The following is a 17,450-nucleotide window of genomic DNA, read 5'->3' as shown; positions in this document are numbered from 1 at the left end:
AAGGGCCGCAGCAATCGGGGCGATTGCCCGACCGGGCCTCGCGGAAGTCCCTCGGTCTCGATTTAGGGAGGTGCCCCATGTCTGCGCGATGCTCTTCCGCGCAGACGTGGGAGACGGGACCCACACCAGTCTGAGTCAGAAACGGACCGCGTTACCACGGGAACGTATCCCACGTACGCGCCGAAGAGCGCGGCGCGAACGTGGGGCACCGTCAAGGGTCGATAAGGAGGCAGGTGCGCCACCCGCCCTCAAGGGATGCTGCTATCGCGAAAAGCCCCTCAGGGGCGACCCATCGCAGCCCACGGCTTGAGCCGTGGGTGGGAACCGATGCCCCACCTCACGCTGCCCCTCCGAGCCCGCCCGACCGAGCTGCGCGGAAGGAGGGCGGGCGAGGAAGGGCAGCCCCAGGAACTTCGGGCTGGATGCGGTGCGTCGGTGCTGCATGAATCAGAGTGGACCGCCCTACTAAGGAATGTCACCGACGAGGACAAGTAAGGAGGCAGATTCTGGCACCGCGTCCTATTTGAGCTCGCTCTGGATGATCCGATATTTGATGCGCATTCGCTTGTCAGGATTCCCGTCTTTGAAGGCAGTCACCAGTATCTCAGAGCCCTTCAACTCAAACTCGAAGACATTTCCAGGTATCAATGGAGCGCACTTGCTCCAACGCCAGCTTGCACGGCAGTGAATCACCATCCGATGAGTACCGGTCTCCACCACGTTATAGACATCAGCAACCGTCCAGGTAATCGGAATCTGAGTTGGGCTCAAATATGTCGTATCACAGTTCACGGACAACTTTGCGAGTGAATCAGTGAGCACCTGACCCTGTCCATAGCAGGACGAAGAACTCGAATAGTCCCCAAACGTAGCGTATGAAGTTGTTTGCTGTGGGAGCACCCGATAGGCCACTGCAAAGAACGTGGATGGCGCCAAGCCAGTAGGGTTTGGGTTGGACTGCTGGGAGAAGACAGGACCGGCCGACCCAGACTTCTCGACAACCTGCGGTGGAGTAGGGGACACCATGGTCTTCTCAAGCAGAGCCCTCTTGCCAGAAGCTGTCTGAACTATCAAACGGGTGTTCGTCTCTCCAGTGACCTCTATCGGCTCACCACACTTCAGTTCAACCGGATCAGCCCCATCAGCAGAATCGCGAACGACCGTCCCAAGGGAAAAGCAATCGACATAACCGCTCTTGGGGTTAGCCGGCTTGTTCTCGACTACCTGTGTAGCTCCGTTCGACGACCCGACGGCGGGTTGAATACACTTAGCCGCAAAAAGTGGAACATCCTTGCAGTTCGAAGGTGCTGCGGAATCCGAAGGTGCACGCGGAGATTCAAACTTCATGCGCTCAGTTTGGCTATCATCTCGGATTAGCGAAATCATGCCGTCTGCGTGCCAGCCCCTGCAGCTATTGCCGGTGTAGTTCCCGCTGGCCTTCCCCTGCTCGAACTTCAGAATGCCTGCGTACGAAGAGGGACAAGCCCTGTCTGGCAGCGTGAAGTTGAAATGGAGCGTATTGCCTTGAAGCTGTCCTCCTGCTAGTCCCGGTTCGCTACCCTGCAAAGTAAACGTGCCCGAAACTGACTTGCCATCTTTACGATCCAGCCTAATGGTCCCCGTCTGGGTTGAGACGGAGTCAGCCATTGTTGCTCGCCAGATTCCTTGGATGTCGAGGTCTTGGCCGTATACTGAAGTGCACGCGAGAGCAATAACAATGAGCCGAAACCCGAAGAGGCCCATGGAGACCTCCTAAGGAACAGGTTTGTTTAGGGTGGCAACAACTCTAGGCTTCCGCGGCAGAGCAGTCAAGCATGACTGCGTCCTCAATCGCGATTCAAAAGCGCGTCCCGCTTGTCTGTTTCGGTCTCGTTGGCCCAACGGGAATGCTTGGCCTTCAGGCGGCGCTTCAGTTCAGCCATCAGTTCCTCCTCGGACATTTCGCCCAAGCTGGCTTGTGTCCTGACCCGGCATACCCAATCCCGAAGATCGTCCTGCACCGACCACACCGCACGACATTTCATCACGCCCAGACCCAGATGAGATTGGTCAGGAAATATGGCCTGTAGCCGAAGCCAAGGTTCCTCTATTAACTCTCCCGTAGACCACTCAAAATGGGGGTGCATTTCGACGAATACTTTCACGCTGACGCCAAGTTCCCTTTTGTCAAAGGTTCGCGGCTGAAATCGCAACCTCTCCTCGTCCGAAGACCAGCCGAACTCTCTTAGGGCCGGTAAGCACGCTAGCAGCAGCTCTGCCTTGTGGCGTCCAAACCTGAAGTGGCTATCGTACTGGTGTATCGGCCCTCCGTTCTTCAGGATCTCAACCACTGGGTAGCCGTGAACTTCATCAAAGTCTGCATTCATTGAGAACCTAGGGTTCTCCGCCGTGCCGAGTGTCGGGCCTTGACAGTGGGCGCAGTACCTGCGCTCCATGCTTGGGTACTTTTCGCAACGCTCCGACAAGGGCCACTCCTATTAGGTCTTTGGATGAAGCTGCACTCGGTTTATGTCCCAAGAATTCGCCCGACCCTCAGGCGGCACGGCCTTGCGACGTCCCAGCACTGCATATCCCCAGCCAATACACAACCCACTGAAAAACATGCGCTTGTGCAATTCCCAATTTGAGATAGCTATGGTTTGACGGAGGAGAACCCGATTTCCCGACACTCCGACTCAACCCCTTCGAACCCGAGAGATCTCCGCAATCTCTGCCCCAGATTCTTCTCTGGTCCTGCAACTTTTCGCTTGACATTTGCATCTATTTGATATATTCTACGTGCAGTATTGACTTTGTGAATATAACTCCTTATTTACGGGGAACTTACCTCTAACTCCTTTGTTTCCGGGGATCACCCGGGACTTCCCCACCCTAACTCGTTGATTCTATTCAGAGGGGAGGGGGGAGGGGGTATCCATGAACGACCCTATCGCTAAACTCGATCTGGCCCGTAAGGCCCCGCGCTGTAACCACTTCAAGCCCGACGGCGCCCGCTGCGGCTCGCCCGCCATCAAGGGAAAACGCCTCTGTTTCGCCCACCTTCGGGCCCGATATCCGCAGAAAAACGGCCTGTTCCCCGCCCTCAGGGACGACGAGGCCGTGGCCTGCGCCGCCATGCAGGTCGCCCGCGCCCTGACGGAGCAGTCCCTCGACCCGCGCACTGCGTCCCTGCTCCTCTGGTCGCTGCAGATCGCCAAGTCCACCTTGAACGGTAAGCAGGATTCCGAACACAAATGACTTGCTTCACCGCCGAGATGCCGAGCACGCCGAATGAACGATTTTCAATGATTCAATGATCCGATGATTCAATGATTCAATTGCTCTGCGTCTCCGTGCCTCTGTGGCCAACTGCTAGAATGAAGCCCATGCCGACCGACTCCGCTCACGACCCTCTGCTGCGCTGGCGCAGCGAGTTTCCCATCCTCGACACCACCACCTACATGATCAGTAACTCGCTCGGCGCCATGCCCCGCGGCGTCTATGACGCGCTGCGCTCCTACGCCGACGCCTGGGCCACGCGCGGCGTGCGCGCCTGGGAAGAAGGATGGTGGGGACTGGAGACCGAAGTCGGCGACGAGATCGGCGAATTGATGAACGCCCCCAAGGGTTCGGTCTCGACCCATCAGAACGTCAGCCTGTGCCAGGCGACGGTGGCCTCCTGCTTCGACTTCGCGGGCAAGCGCAACAAGATCGTCTTCAGCGACATGAATTTCCCCTCGGTGGTCTATTTCTGGTACGCGCAGCAGCGGCGCGGCGCGCGCGTCCACATGGTGAAGACGGACGACGGCATCACCGTGCCCACCGAGCGCCTGCTGGACGCTATCGACGAAGAAACGTTGCTGGTGCCCATCTCGCACGTCGTCTTCCGCAGCTCGTTCATCAAGGACGTGCCGGCCATCGTCGAGAAGGCCCACAAGGTCGGAGCGCTGGTGCTGCTGGACACGTTCCAGTCCCTGGGCACGGTGCCAGTGGACGTGCAGAAGCTCGACGTCGATTTCTGCACCGGGGGCGTGCTGAAGTGGCTGTGCGGTGGCGCCGGCGTGGGTTATCTCTACGTGCGCCCCGAGCTGGGCCGCAAGCTCGAGCCGACCATTACAGGATGGTTCGCGCACCAGGATTCATTCGCCTTCGAGATCGGCCCCATCCGCTACGCGGACCCGCCGATGCGCTTCATGAACGGCACCACGCACCTGCCCGCACTCTACGCCTGCCGGCCGGGGCTGAAAATCATCCGCGAGGTGGGCGTGGAGCGCATCCGCGAAAAATCCCTGCGGCAGACGGCGCGGCTCATCCGCATGGCCGAGGAACGCGGCTGGAAGGTGAACACGCCGCGCGACCCCGAGCGGCGCGGCGGCACTGTCTCCATCGACATGCCCAATTCCAGGGAAGTGTGCGCGCAATTGCTGAAACGCGACATCCTGGTGGACTGGCGCCCCAAGGCGGGGGTGCGCATGTCGCCGCACTTCTATAACAAGGATGAGGAACTGGACACGGCCATTGCCGCGGTGGAGCAGATCCTGAGCGAAATGGGCGTGGCCGCGCGCTAGGCGTCCTGTCAGATTTACGGAATGGGCTTGCCTTCCATTAGCGCCACGCGATAGGGAAACAGCGTGGCCTTCATCACGCCCCTGGCCACCGCCGGGTCGCCGTTCATGATGCGGCGCGCGGCTTCTTCATTCTCGGCCCGGAAGATCACGATGCCGAATGAGGACTCATCGGTGTTCAGCGTGCGCCCGGCGAGGATCACCACGCCCCTGGCGGCCAGGTCCTTCAGGTAGTTGAAGTGTTCCAGGACTATGGCCTGTTCCTCCGGCGTGGGACCGCTGGTAAGCAGGGCGGCGCGAGTCGGCTGGATGCGGTAGAGGAATTGCAGTTCTGCTTTCCTGGCCGGCTCATCGCCGGAAGCGAAGGCCGCCAGTAGCGTGACAATCGAAATCAGAAGCAGCGTGCGAATCATAGGGCGCCCTCTCGTAAAGGTCTTGCCAGCCGCAACCGTTCTACGTGCTTCTTACCCGAAACCGCACGAATCATTAGCCAGGAGGTTCCGGCTTGACATTCGCCTTTTCTTCCCCTAAGCTTGGGGCATGGCACTGACCCGGAGGCAACGCCAACTCTACGATTTCATTGCCGGCTTCGTCCAGCAGAACGGCTATTCGCCTTCCTTCGAAGAGATCCGCGAGGGTCTGGGGCTGAACTCGCTGGCCACAGTGCACAAGCACGTGACCAACCTGGAGAAGAAAGGACTTCTGAAGCGGGGCTACAACCGCAGCCGCTCCATCGACCTGCTGCCGCCGCGGGGCAAGATGCGGCAGGCGCTGGCCGCGCCCGTGACGCTGCCCCTGATGGGCAGAATCGCCGCGGGACGGCCAATCGAAGGAGTGGAGAACCCGGAGACCATTAACTTCTCCGATTTCACCCGCTCGAAGGACGTCTACGTGCTCGAGGTCAGCGGCGATTCCATGCAGGACGAACACATCGTCGAGGGTGACTACATCCTGGTGGAGAAGACCCAGGTGGCGGTGAACGGCGAACTGGTGGTGGCGCTGGTGGACGGCGCCGAGACCACGCTGAAGCGCATCTACCGCGAAGGGGATTACGTCCGCCTGCAGCCGTCGAACGCCGCCATGCAGCCCATCACCGTGCCCGCCGCCTCGGTGCAGATTCAGGGGCGGGTGATCGGAGTGCTGCGCAAGTACTGAAAGTCAGTGGTCAGTGGCTAGTGGCCAGTGGCCAGAAACCTAAACCTCACCAGCCGCCGCCTCCGCCTCCGCCGCCGCCGCCTCCCGAAGAACCGCCACCGCTTGAGCCCGAGCTTCGGCCGGGAGGTGTCGAGGAAGAAGACACGGCGCTGGAGAACGAGCTTCCGAACGAGGACGCGAATCCTCCGGGGTTGAAGGCATTCCAGTTCGAGCCCCGGTACCAGGAAGGAGAGTACGCAGAGGCCTGTTCCGCCTCGGCGGCCTTGGCCAGGACGTCGGTGAACTGGTCAGCCCACTGCTGTTCGCAATCGAGAGCGAGCGCGTACGGAAGATACTTCTCGAACAGCTCCGGCGTGCGCGCCGGACCCTCGAAGCGGCGCAGGCGGTCGCTGTCCACGGCGGTCAGGAACATCTTGAAGCCTTCCACCTTGTCGAGCAGCGCGCGGCCGGCGCTGGTGGGCGCCTTCAGCAGATAGTGGAACAGGACGTTCACGGCCACAATGGTCAGCAGCACGGCCACCGAGACCGGGGAAGTCGCCTGCGAATACATGTAGATGCCGAATCCCTCGCCGCCTACAAAGGGCACGGCGAAGGCGGTGATGAACAGCGCTCCCACTAGGCTCACAACGCGATTGACGACGCCGCCGAACATCACGGCCTTCCACGCGCGGAACACGGCCATCAGCAGAAAAAAGACGCCGAACGACCAGCCGGTAAGCCAGATGGTCATGAAGCCGGCGAGCATCTTGCGCTCGACGCCCTCGGCCGCCACCACCTGCGCCAGCAGTGTGAGCGCGGAGATCACGAGCCCCGGGATCAGATAACGCTTGTTGGTGAGGAAATAGACGGTCTCCTGGCTGTTCTTGAGCGAATCCTTCAGACCTTCGATGGCGCTGCGAATGGCGGCGTGGTTTTGGGTCTTGAGCTCGATGGACTTGCGCGAATCCAGCAGGCGCGTAGCGGCCGCCTTCTCGTCAGCGCTGAGGCCGGCCTGGGCGGTGGCGCGTTCCAGCGTGTAGTCGCCGCCCTCCTCGCGGATGGTCAGGTATTTCTTCACCGCCATGTTGAGGACGGCGGCGGCGAAGGTCTTGTCGTCGAATCCCATGTTCACCAGGTGGCGCATGGCGGCGGGAGAGAGATGCTGCGGCGGCTCGTAGAGCGGCATGATGGCGCCGGGATCCGGGTCGCGCCCGACGCGGTGCCAGATGACCACGTAGTAGCCCAGCACCAGCAACAGGCCCAGGGCGGCCGCCAGCGCGGGACGGTTGTCCGCCAGGAACCAGGCGATCTTCTGGTCGCGGGTGGGCTCGGGGATGACGCCTTTGGGAAACGAGACGACGATGGTCAGCCCCTGGTTGGGAGCGAGCATTTTGGTAGTGGCGAAGTGCGCCGTGCCGTCCTCGGAAACCTCGGCGGTGTAGTCCTGATCGGTCGCACCCTGGTAGCCGGTGTAGCCTTCGAGCTTCAGGTCGCCGCGCGCGATGCCAGGCGGCAGCGTTACGGTGGCCGAAGCGTTGTCGATGGCGAAGCCCCAGCCGTTGCCGGTGACGTTCCAGTAGAGTTCGTCGTGGTCGGGGAAGAAGCCGAGCTGGCGGTGCGTCCGGTAGGCCAGAGTGTAAGTGTATTCGCCCGGATCGAGGAAGACGTCCTTGTTGCCGATGTAGACGCGGACGCCGTTCTCCAGGCTCTCGGTGTGATAGTCGTCGTGGCGGCCGTCGCGCAGGACCTCGTCGATGTCGAAGCCGACGCGGTAGGCGTTGCCGAACTTGTCCTCGTAGCGGGTGGGAAAGTCGCGGTAGATGCCCCGCCTGATCTGCTCGCCGGTGGAACGCACCTTGATGGTCTCGCGCACCAGCATGGAAGCGTCCGGATAGACGGTAATGTCGCTGTGGAAGGAGAGGATACGTTCTTCGGCGGCGGCAGCCAGTTCTTCTGCCGCGGCGTCGGGCGGCATCTCCGGCAGGTCCTGCGCAACTGTAGAGAGAGAGAGCAGGCACGCGAGCAGTAGAGCGAGCCGCGACATGGCGGACGCGATTCTCCCCGGAAGCGGGCAAAACTACAAGAGGGATGTTGGCCTGAAAGCGGAAAGCCCGGCCGAAGCCGGGCTGAACCATCCGATGGAACCTAGGAAAGGTGTTTGTCGAGCGCCTTCTCGATGGTGGCGCGGTCGACGAAGCCGACGATCTGCTCCTTCACCTGCCCGCCCTTGAACACCAGCAGCGTAGGGATGCCGCGGACGCCGTAGCGTTGCGGCGTGGCCGGGCTGCGGTCGACGTCCATCTTGGCGACCTTGACGCGACCCCGGTAGCTCTGCGCGACCTCGTCCACGATGGGCGCGATTGCGCGACAGGGGCCGCACCACGCGGCCCAGAAATCCACCAGCACCGGCTGCTCGCTCTTGAGCACGTCCTGGTCGAATGTTGCGTCGGTTAATTCCAAAATCCCGTTACCAGCCATTTCGCCTCCGAAAGTATGAGCGCAGGACCGCCGAGGTTGATTCGCGGTCCAAAACGTACCGTGTTTTCATGGTACCACTCACTGGATTAGATGCGCAGGGGTTTCAAGAGTAGCAGAAAGCGCGGGAAACCACGTTCCTCAGGGCCTAAAGGCGGGAGGATTGGGAGCCATCTAGGGCGCGGTCGCTTCGCGAGTCGGGCTGGAAGCCCGACCTACCAAGCCGCGCTTTCCAAAACAAGGCCGAAACGTGGTTCGTCGGCAGTGCTTGCCGAAGTGGCTACAAAAAGTTAGAGGCGCCCGAGAGCGGTTAGCTCGCGGACGCCCGACGGCAGCCCTCCCCCAGAACTGCCAATCGCCTACCACATTAGGGTCGTTTTCCCGGACTGTAAACGTCACGAGAGTAACCGCGAAGTAATGCAAGGTCACCGTGCGGTAATGCGTAAAAGGCTCAAGCGGTTAGAGACTTTCTGGCCCGCTTCCATGCCGCCGACCAGAGCGAGGCCTTCGCGGGTGGTTGCCAGGCCGCGGTGGTCCATGGCGGGAAAGGGATTGTCGGGCAGCAGTTCCCAGCCGCCGGAGTCCAGGTTCCAGGCGAAGGTTGTGGCGACAGGCTCGGAGGGCCGGCCATCATAGCCGCGGCCGTCATAGTTGTAGGGATTGTCGGTGCCGCCGGAGAACACAATGCGGTGGCCGAAGGCTCCGGCGGCGATGCGATAGCGGGCCCGGGTGGGCGGCCCCGGAATCTTGGTCCAGGTGATGCGGGTAAGGTCCTTGGGATCGATCTTCCCCATCCAGGCTTCGTGGGAAGGCACGTAACGAGGATTCGTCCCCCCGGGATTCCTGAAAGCTCCACCCACGTACACGATGGTATCCCCGGCCAGGGCGCCGGCATGCCCGAAGACGGGCGTGCCGGGGATGGGCGTGGCCTCGAGCCAGCGGTTCTTCTCCGTGTCGTAGACCTGGACGTTGCGCACGCTGTCCTTCTGCGACCACCCGCTGACCAGGTAGACGTAGCGATTGCGGTAGACGCCGACCACCATGTCGTCCACGGGCACGGGGATATCTTCTCCCCGCCGCCAGCCGCGGGCTTTGAGGTCGAAGATATCCACGTTGGGAAGCGAAACCTCGTCGCCCTGTGCGTCCACGGTGTAGCCTCCGAAGAGATACACGCGGTCGTTCACGCCGGCGGCGGCCGCCGCCAGACGCCCGGCCTGCCCGGGCACGGGAGGCAGGCGGGCCCATTCGCCGGAGAGCGTGTCGAACGACGAGGCTTCGGCGGTAATGGCGTCCCATGTCTTCTTCGGACCGATCCCGAGGAAGGAGAACAGGAAGGTGCGCTTGCCCTGATGCAGCGAGGCGACCGCGTTGTTGGAAACCGGCTCGTAGAGGGGCTTGAGCGAACTCCACGTGCCAAGGCCGGCAGGAGCCTGCGCCTGTTGTGCGGCTCCGCCGGCGACGAACAGCAGCCACAAGCTGATCGCGAGACGGCGCTTCCTCATGCCACGCGTATCCAGCCGTATTGGGTGTTGCTTGGCGCGGCCAGTCCCGACTCGCGGTACTGTTTGCGCAGCCAGTCCACATAGTCGCCCGGTATGGGGTTGCGCTTCGCCTTGGGGTCGATGCCATAGAGCCGCGCGCCGTTCAGTCCGAAGATCTTGCGTTTGACCTCGACGGTGAGCGGTTTGTAGCCGAAGCGCTTCATCAGGTCTTCCGGCATCTGGAGCCGCCGGAAAGCTTCAATCTGCCATTGCGGGGATCCCCACCAGATCGAGTCCGTACCCCAAAGCACATGATCCTCCCCGAAGGCCTGCAGAATCATCCCGAGCACGTGGCAGCACAGTAGCGGATTGGTAGCCACCATCAGGCCGAAGGTGCTGCCCAGTTCCATGTAGACGTTGCCTATCTTCGGGTTCTTGCGCCGCCACTCACACAGGTCGGAGACCCAGGGGACGTAGGCCGTCATCTGGAAGCCATCCTGGGCCGCCGGCAGGGAGTCCTGCAGCCCCTTAAAGCCGGAGTGATAGAGCAGGAAGTTCAGGTCGGGAAAATCCTGGGCGGCCTTCATGACGTCGCGCGGGCTCCAGTACTCGTCGTTGCCGGGAAACAGCGGCAGGCCTTTGTGCAGGCAGATGTTGCGGATGCCCAACTTGCGGGTGTATTCCAGCGCCGGATAGCTGCGCTTTTCATCGTCCAGCCACCAGCCGGGTTCGCCCTTCACCATGGACTGGCCGGTGTAGCCTTTCCAGGCTTCGATCTTCAGCGACTCCGCCTGCTGCTGCATCACTTCGCGGTTGCGCGCTCCCAGGTCAGGTGAGAACCTCCCATGGATGATCAGCCGGCGCGACTTCGCCAGTTCGTTGACGGCGGCCCGCGTGCGGGCCATCACTTCGGCTGGAATCACGTCGACGGCTTCGCTCTCAGCAGGCAGGCCGCTGAGCACGGCCACTTCGGTCTCACTGTCCAGGAACACCTCCTTGATGTAGTTCTCCAGTTGCAGATCGGCCATCGCTTGTTCGCGCTTGGCCAGTTCCGGGTTGAGCTTGGTGGCAAAGCCGCTGCGCAGGTTGAAGAGGTATTGGAGGAATTCCTTGCTTGCGGCGGGCGCTTCGCGCTCAGTGGCGACATGGTGGGTCTGCACGTCGAAGATGAAGTAGCCGGCTTTTTTCTCGGCTGCGGCAGCGGGCTCGAACAATTCCGCCGCATCCACGGTGAAGAAGGGGCCGAAAACGCTGTTCAGCGCCGCGAACGCGGCCGCCATGCCACACGAGGTTTGGAGAAAGCGGCGGCGCGTCATGCCGAGGCGCCGCGCGGCGTCGGAGGCGGTGGCCAGCAGGTGGTGTTCCACCGCGCACTGCTCGGGCGTCTGCGGCAACGGAAAGAACTCCTCATTGGAAATGACGCGGGTGGGAACAGGAAGATTGCGTCCCAGAAATTCGTCCAAATCCGAGGCGCGGACCCAGCCTTCGCGCAGTGCGGGAGGGGGGGCTGAGCCTGTGGTCTTGGGATTGCTCATGGTTCCTCCTTGGCCCTCGAGGAAACGGTTCGCGGATTATAGTACGGAGCTTCGAGCTGGCGTCCCTGGCGGCTGTGACGACGGGCGCGCCGGACCGGCAATGCGTTCAGCACACCCGATTGCTACTTTCCTTCCGGCTCCAGCCAGCGCTTGAACCAGGCCGCGATGCGCTCCAGCCGGTCGACGCGGCGGTCGGGACGGCCGGAGCGCGACAGTTCGTGCCCTTCGTCGGCGTAGCGGACGAACTCCGCCGGCACGCCGTGCAGCCGCAGCGCGGCGTAGAACTGCTCCGCATCCGGCAGGGGCGCGCGAAAATCGTTCTCGCTGTGGATGATGAGCGTGGGAGTCTTGACGACGTCGGCGTACGCCAGGGGTGAATACTTCCAGTATTTCGCGGGGTCGCTCCAGAGCAGCCCGCCGAACTCGACCTCGGTAAAGTGCGGGATATCGGTGGTGAGCGGGAAGCTGTAGAAGTTGTAGACACCGCGCATGGGCACCGCGGCCTTGAAGCGAGTGGTGTGGCCGATGATCCACGCGGTCATGTATCCGCCATAGCTGCCGCCGCCCACGCCCAGGCGGTCCTTGTCCACCCAGGGGTAGCGGGCGATGGCGGCGTCCACCGCGTCCATCAAGTCTTCATAGGGTGTGCCGCCCCAGTTGTCGATGGTGGCGCGTGTGGACGCCTCCCCGTAGCCGGTGGAGCCACGCGGATTCACGTACAACACGCCGTAGTTCATCCCCGCGAGCATCTGGAACTCCTGCATGAAGTGCTCGCCATACTGGGTGCGCGGGCCGCCGTGGATCTCCAGCACCAGGGGGCGCTTCTCGCCGGCCTTGAGCCAGGCCGGTGGAATGATCCAGGCGTCGAGGGGATGTCCGTCGCGCGCGTTGAAGGTGAACTTCTCCGCCGGGACGAGCTTGTGCGCGGCACGCCAGTCCTTGTTGAGGTCGGTGAGTGGGCGCGTGGCGCCATCAGCGACCGTGCCGATGACCAGCTCTTCGGGCCGATCGGAAACGGTTTCAGAAGCGACGAAGCGCGCGGCATCGGCCGAGAAGCTCAGACCCGGGGTGGCGAACATCTGCGAATGGATGCCCAGTTGCCGCCGCCCGGAGGTAAGGCGCTGCGCGCGCCAGCTCTCGGGGTCGAACGTCCAGACGTGGATGTCGCCCTTCTCTTCGGCGAGGGCGAACAGCTTCTTGCCATCGCGGCTCCAGCGCCAGGCGGAGAAGTTGCCGTCGAAGCCATGCTCCATCTTGTTCCAAGCGGCGCTCTCAACATCCACAAGAAAGACCTTGTCGTTGAATCCCTCCGGGCTGCTCTGTTCCACCAGCACTTGCGCACTCGCCGGACGCCAGACCGGCGCACCGTAGTAGCCGGGCTTGCTGGTGAGTTCACGGATCAGCGAGCCATCGCGCGCCAGCAGGTGAACGCGGGCCAGCCCGATATCGGTTTCATCGTCGCCCAGGTGACTGAAAGTCACGGCGATGCGCTTGCCATCGGAGGCGAAACTGTAGCCCGCCACATCCGCCGGGCCGCCGGTCAACTGGCGCAGTTCGCCGCTCTCCAGATCGAGGGTGAACAGGTGAGGCCGCAGGTTGTTGAAGTAGGCCTTGCCCGCGCGATAGATGGCCTGCCGGACGACCCGGACTCCCTTCTCCAGGTCCGGATTCTTCTGCTTGACCATCTCCCTGGCATCACGCACGCCGGGTTTCCAGTCGGACGGCACGCGCACGACAAAGCTGATGGCGCGCGTCCCCGGGATCCAGCGTGCATCGCTGACGTCCAGTTCAAAGGAAGTCACGCAACGCGCTTCCCCGCCGTCGCCGGGCAGGATGCAGGCCTGCGCCGAACCGTTACGCGTGGAGACGAACAGGATCTCGCGGCCGTCTTCGCTCCAGCGCGGGGAACTGTCGGCGCCGGGCAGGAAGGTGAGTTGCCGGAGCCCGCTGCCGTCCGCGCGCACCATCCACAGATTGCTGTCGTAGCCGTCGCGCTTGTCGTTCGAGCGGCTGGTGGTGAACACGACGCGGTCGTCGGCCGGAGACCACTGCGGATCGCCGACCCAGGTGAGCGTATGGAAGCTCTCGGGCGTGACCGGCTTGGGCTCGGCTGCCAGCACCTCGGTCGAGAGAAGTGCGACCAACGCAACGTGGAGACAAACGGCAACTCTGCGGTTGTGCGACATGGAGCCCCTCGAGGTCTCGGAATGAATTGCGGCCGACCGGCGGCAGCGGCGGCATTCTAGCAAACGGCCGCCCGCGGTGCGCCGGCGATGACGGCCTTGGCGCCGCCCCGCCACTCCACCAGCACCACACGATGGCCGATTTGCTGCCCGCGGTCGTCCACGCGGAAGCGGCCGAACAGGGTATGGCAATCGAGCGCGTCCGCCGCTTCGCGCAGCGCCGCGTCCCGGAACGTGCCCGTGCGTGCGACACACTCACCGAAAATGACCGCGGCCGCCAGCGCCGCCGCGGCAGGATAGTCCGGCGGCCGGCGAAACCGGTCTTCAAAGTGGGCCAGGAACCAGTCTGTGTCCGGGCCGAGTGCATCCGGAAAGCGCAGCTCCGGTTCCCACTGGCTGGGGCCGATGATCCCTTCGGTGCTGCGCTCGAGTTCCTCCCGCAGGTCCAGGAAGCCGCCGGCCACCGCCACCACCTTCCTTACCGAATCCGGCCAGTCCGCGCGCGTCCGCAGCAACTGCACTTCGTCGTCGAATGCCGCCGCCAGCACCACGACCTGCGGACGCCGCGTCCCCAGCTCGCGCACCAGAGAGCCGATGTGCTGGGAGAGCGCGCCGGCGGGCATCATGCTGGTCTGATGGCTGGCGCGACCCATGGCCGTCTCCAGCAGCCCGTCGGCGATTTCGAAGGCGTAGGCACCTTGCGCTTCGTACACCACGCAGATGGTGCGCAGCTCCGGCGCTTCCTTCTCCAGCCATGTGGGGAGGTCGGTGAGATAGCGGCTGGCCGGACTCGAGATGCTGACCACGCCGCGGCGACCGTAGCGATAGAGGCTGTCGCAATTGCCGCCGTGACTCCACAGGATGCGGCCGCGCTCCTCGGCCACGGGCGCCACCGCTTCGGTGAGGAAGCTGGAGTACGGGCCGAAGAGGGCGTGCACACGGTCCTTATCCAGAAGGCGCGCGACGTTCTCGCGCGCCAAGTCGGCGCGGTCTTCGTCGTCGTAATAAATGACGCGCACGCGGCGCACCAGGTCGCCCATGCGGAAGCCGCCCTGCTGGTCCATCCACGCCGCCCAAGTGCGCAGCCCGTCGAGCGCCTGCCGTGCCTGCCGCCAATGGCGTCCGGTCAGCGATACCGTCATCCCGATGCGCAACTCCAGGGTGGGGCTCATGGCGGAGTTTCGGAGCACAGCCGCTTGGGCGGCGTCCGGCCCGTGCTAGGTTAGGTGGCTGCATCCACAAACACAAGCCGGTCATCTTATCGGACGGATCCAGAGGAGAACCTGATGCCGCAAGCGATTCCGGAGAAATTCCGCGACTTGTTCGAGAAGCCCGCGTTCGGCCACCTGGCCACTCTCAACGCCGACGGCAGCCCGCAGGTGACACCCGTCTGGCTGGATATCGAAGGCGACCTCATCCTGGTGAACTCGGCCAAGGGGCGCAAGAAGGACCGCAACGTGCGCCGCGATCCGCGCGTAGCCTTGAGCGTCGCCGACCCCGCCAATCCCTATCGTTACCTCGAGGTGCGCGGCCGTGTGGTGGAAATCACGGAGAAGGGCGCCGACGAGCACATCGACAAACAAGCCAAAAAATACCTCGGCGTGGACCGGTATCCCGGCCGCGCCCCGGGCGAAGTGCGCGTGCTTTACAAGATCCAGCCGGAGCACTTCACGTCGATGGATTATCGGCGCGATTGATATGGCTGGCCCCCCCCAGGCGCACCGACGGCGCCGCGCAGTCAACAGGAGCCGGACTACGTTTTCAACTGGTCGATCTTGGCGGCCATGATGAAGTCGCTCTCGGTCAGGCCGTTCACCTTGTGCGTCCACAGGGTGACTTCCACCTTGCCCCAAGCCAGGTAGATATCCGGATGATGCCCCTGCTCCTCGGCCAGAGCGCCGACCTTGTTGGTAAACGCGAGCGCGCTCTTGAAGTCGGGGAAATCGAACTGGCGGGTGATGTGGTGTTCGTTGATGACCGTCCAGCGCGGGACCTCGCGGGTGAGCTGCTTCAGTTCGTCGCCCCGCAGCGGCGGCACTCCACCCTTGCACGGAACGCAGGTCTTGGCGGCGAGATCGGGCATGTGCGGCCTCCGAATGAGCGTCTATTCTACCGCTACGGAAGCTAGCAGCCCGGCACGCACGCCGCGCCCGTCTTCTCCATTACGGTAGAGCGCACACGGTCGCCGATCTCGAGCAATCGCGCCGCGGCGCGCCGGGCGCGCTCCTGGGCCTCAGACGTCTTCGCCAGTTCCGCCAGCACACAGCAGCCGGCGCGGTGATGCCGGTCTTCGTCGGGATTGATGACGTCGCGGTACAACGCCGCCAGATCCTTGTGCCCCGCGCGTTCCAGGAACTTCAGGAACTGGGCATTGCGGCGGCCGCCCATGGCTTCACGCGCCACCAGGGCGGCAGCGATGCGTTCCTCCGTAGTGGAAAGCGTGCGCAGGTACTCCAGCACCGGACTCGGAGGCTCGAGCGGATGGAATCCGGCCAGGCTCACGCCCATCGCCCGGGCTGCATCTTCGAGAAGCTGGTAGTGGCGCGCCTCGTCGCCGGCATGGCGAGCCAGGACCAGCTTGGCGGAAAGCTCGGGCGTCGATGCCACCCACTCCGCCGCGATGGCGAACGCCTCCGCCTCGTTCTTCAGCGCCATCTTGAGCAGCGCGCCCAGGTCGCCGGCTGAACCCTCGGGCTCGGCGTCCAGCTTGTGCAGGATGGTTTCGTTCTCCGCTTTCAGTTGTTCGACGAACGCCGCGCCATCCATCTCCGCACCGGGAGTAGAATACCAGTAAGGAAGTTGCGGTATGCCCACCCTGAAGGACGTCCTGTACGAGCAGGTGCGTGAAGGCGAGCTCTACGAGAAGCTCGACCGCAACCGCGTGCGCTGCTTCGCCTGCGGGCATCGCTGCCCCATCCCCGAAGGCCAGCCGGGCGTCTGCAAAGTGCGCTTCAACCGCGGCGGGACGCTCTACGTCCCCTGGGGCTACGTGGGGGGCGTGCAGTGCGACCCCATCGAGAAGAAGCCCTTCTTTCACGCTTATCCCGGAGCGCTGGCCTACAGCTTCGGCATGCTGGGCTGCGACCTGCACTGCGCCTACTGTCAGAATTGGGTGACGTCGCAGGCGCTGCGCGATCCCACCGCGGTCTCACCGCCGCTCAGCATGACGCCCGACCAGATGGTCGAAGACGCCTTGCAGCAGGGCGCCAAGGTGCTGGTCAGCACCTACAACGAACCGCTCATCACTGCGGAGTGGGCGGTGGCCATCTTCAAGAAGGCGCGCGCCGCGGGACTGAAGACCGGATTCGTCTCCAACGGCAACGGCACGCCCGAAGTCCTGGAATACATCCGGCCATGGGTCGATCTCTACAAGGTCGACCTCAAGAGTTTTGACGACCCGCACTATCGGCAGTTGGGTGGGCGGCTCGAGCCCATCCTCGACACCATCAAGCGGCTCTACCAGATGGGATTCTGGCTGGAGATCGTCACGCTCGTCATCCCCGGCTTCAATGACTCCGATGACGAATTGAAGCGCCTGACGGAATTCGTCGCCGGTGTGTCACCCTTCATCCCCTGGCACTGCACTGCCTTCCACCAGGACTACAAGATGACCGGGCCGGCGAACACCTCGGCGGAAACGCTGCTGCGCGCCGCCGAGATCGGACGCGCCGCCGGGCTGCGCTACATCTATCCCGGCAATCTTCCGGGGCAGGTGGGCGACTGGGAGAACACCCGCTGCCACAACTGCCGTGAGCTGCTCATCGAACGCTACGGCTACATGATCCTCGGTTACCACCTGACGTCCGACGGCGCTTGCCCGAAGTGCCACACCCAGATTCCCGGCCGCTGGGCGTCGGAGTTCCAGGGCCAGATCAGCGCCCATCCCTTCCTGCCGCGCGGGCGGCGAATCGCCGACCTCGTCTCCCTGCTGCGCAGTTGACCTCCCGACACGCTGATCTTGCCGCGGCCAGACTTCCCACCCTTCTGCGGCGCACCGGGCGCCAGGGGTGGAACGGACGGATTGAAATTCTTGAAGAAGTAGTCGGTCAGCGGGTCGACGTCAGCGGGCTCGACCAGCGCGCCCCAGCGCACCATCTT

The 17,450-nt window shown here is 63.3% G+C and carries 16 protein-coding genes; 5 read left to right on the top strand and 11 right to left on the bottom strand.

Annotated elements, in window-relative coordinates:
- Nucleotides 1-519 precede the first annotated feature (519 nt).
- Nucleotides 520-1,743 (bottom strand): hypothetical protein, encoded by a 1,224-nt coding sequence (locus tag VNK82_07900; protein ID HXE90868.1) that lies wholly within the window; start codon nt 1,741-1,743, stop codon nt 520-522.
- Nucleotides 1,744-1,826: 83 nt separating this feature from the next.
- Nucleotides 1,827-2,366 (bottom strand): hypothetical protein, encoded by a 540-nt coding sequence (locus tag VNK82_07895; protein ID HXE90867.1) that lies wholly within the window; start codon nt 2,364-2,366, stop codon nt 1,827-1,829.
- 550 nt (nt 2,367-2,916) lie between these two features.
- On the opposite strand from VNK82_07895, the gene VNK82_07890 reads away from it, so the two are divergent.
- Both VNK82_07890 and VNK82_07885 read left to right on the top strand, forming a co-directional pair.
- Nucleotides 2,917-3,237 carry a hypothetical protein gene (locus tag VNK82_07890; protein ID HXE90866.1) on the top strand — a complete coding sequence of 107 codons (321 nt, stop codon included), beginning with the start codon at nt 2,917-2,919 and terminating at the stop codon, nt 3,235-3,237.
- Between the two features lie 128 nt (nt 3,238-3,365).
- Complete coding sequence (locus tag VNK82_07885; protein ID HXE90865.1) at nt 3,366-4,547, top strand: aminotransferase class V-fold PLP-dependent enzyme; 1,182 nt, start codon at nt 3,366-3,368, stop codon at nt 4,545-4,547.
- Between the two features lie 14 nt (nt 4,548-4,561).
- On the opposite strand, the gene VNK82_07880 is transcribed toward VNK82_07885, so the two are convergent.
- Nucleotides 4,562-4,957, bottom strand: coding sequence for a YciI family protein (locus tag VNK82_07880; protein ID HXE90864.1), 396 nt, complete (start codon nt 4,955-4,957; stop codon nt 4,562-4,564).
- A 127-nt stretch (nt 4,958-5,084) separates the two neighbouring features.
- Here VNK82_07880 and lexA point away from each other — a divergent pair, with 127 nt between their 5' ends.
- Nucleotides 5,085-5,699 (top strand): transcriptional repressor LexA, encoded by a 615-nt coding sequence (lexA, locus tag VNK82_07875; GenBank protein ID HXE90863.1) that lies wholly within the window; start codon nt 5,085-5,087, stop codon nt 5,697-5,699.
- A gap of 46 nt (nt 5,700-5,745) precedes the next feature.
- Here the strand turns inward: lexA and VNK82_07870 are convergent, their stop codons facing one another.
- The 6 genes from VNK82_07870 to VNK82_07845 all read right to left on the bottom strand — a co-directional run bounded on the left by VNK82_07870 (nt 5,746) and on the right by VNK82_07845 (nt 14,524).
- Nucleotides 5,746-7,722, bottom strand: a complete 1,977-nt coding sequence (locus tag VNK82_07870) for a DUF2207 domain-containing protein (GenBank protein ID HXE90862.1) — start codon at nt 7,720-7,722, stop codon at nt 5,746-5,748.
- A gap of 101 nt (nt 7,723-7,823) precedes the next feature.
- Entirely contained in the window at nt 7,824-8,156 is a 333-nt protein-coding gene (gene trxA / locus VNK82_07865; GenBank protein HXE90861.1) for a thioredoxin, read from the bottom strand.
- 422 nt (nt 8,157-8,578) lie between these two features.
- Complete coding sequence (locus VNK82_07860) at nt 8,579-9,655, bottom strand: kelch repeat-containing protein (GenBank protein ID HXE90860.1); 1,077 nt, start codon at nt 9,653-9,655, stop codon at nt 8,579-8,581.
- A complete protein-coding gene (locus VNK82_07855) occupies nt 9,652-11,169 on the bottom strand; it encodes an amidohydrolase family protein (GenBank protein HXE90859.1) in 1,518 nt (505 codons plus the stop codon). Before VNK82_07855 ends, VNK82_07860 begins: the two co-directional genes overlap by 4 nt.
- Before the next feature lie 122 nt (nt 11,170-11,291).
- Complete coding sequence (locus tag VNK82_07850) at nt 11,292-13,313, bottom strand: S9 family peptidase (protein HXE90858.1); 2,022 nt, start codon at nt 13,311-13,313, stop codon at nt 11,292-11,294.
- A 98-nt stretch (nt 13,314-13,411) separates the two neighbouring features.
- Nucleotides 13,412-14,524, bottom strand: a complete 1,113-nt coding sequence (locus VNK82_07845) for an ABC transporter substrate-binding protein (protein ID HXE90857.1) — start codon at nt 14,522-14,524, stop codon at nt 13,412-13,414.
- A gap of 114 nt (nt 14,525-14,638) precedes the next feature.
- On the opposite strand from VNK82_07845, the gene VNK82_07840 reads away from it, so the two are divergent.
- Nucleotides 14,639-15,049 carry a PPOX class F420-dependent oxidoreductase gene (locus tag VNK82_07840; protein HXE90856.1) on the top strand — a complete coding sequence of 137 codons (411 nt, stop codon included), beginning with the start codon at nt 14,639-14,641 and terminating at the stop codon, nt 15,047-15,049.
- 56 nt (nt 15,050-15,105) lie between these two features.
- Here the strand turns inward: VNK82_07840 and VNK82_07835 are convergent, their stop codons facing one another.
- Nucleotides 15,106-15,435, bottom strand: coding sequence for a 4a-hydroxytetrahydrobiopterin dehydratase (locus VNK82_07835; GenBank protein HXE90855.1), 330 nt, complete (start codon nt 15,433-15,435; stop codon nt 15,106-15,108).
- Nucleotides 15,436-15,476: 41 nt separating this feature from the next.
- On the bottom strand, nt 15,477-16,118 hold the full coding sequence (locus VNK82_07830; GenBank protein HXE90854.1) for a hypothetical protein: 642 nt from the start codon (nt 16,116-16,118) through the stop codon (nt 15,477-15,479).
- 40 nt (nt 16,119-16,158) lie between these two features.
- Between VNK82_07830 and amrS the strand changes: the two genes are divergently transcribed.
- Complete coding sequence (gene amrS, locus VNK82_07825) at nt 16,159-17,292, top strand: AmmeMemoRadiSam system radical SAM enzyme (protein HXE90853.1); 1,134 nt, start codon at nt 16,159-16,161, stop codon at nt 17,290-17,292.
- Nucleotides 17,293-17,450: the final 158 nt, after the last annotated feature.

It is taken from the genome of Terriglobales bacterium (genome assembly GCA_035573675.1).
Lineage (GTDB): Bacteria > Acidobacteriota > Terriglobia > Terriglobales > Acidobacteriaceae > DATMAB01.
The sequence above is the reverse complement of the archived record's forward strand: the minus strand, read 5'-3'. Positions and strand labels throughout refer to the sequence as shown.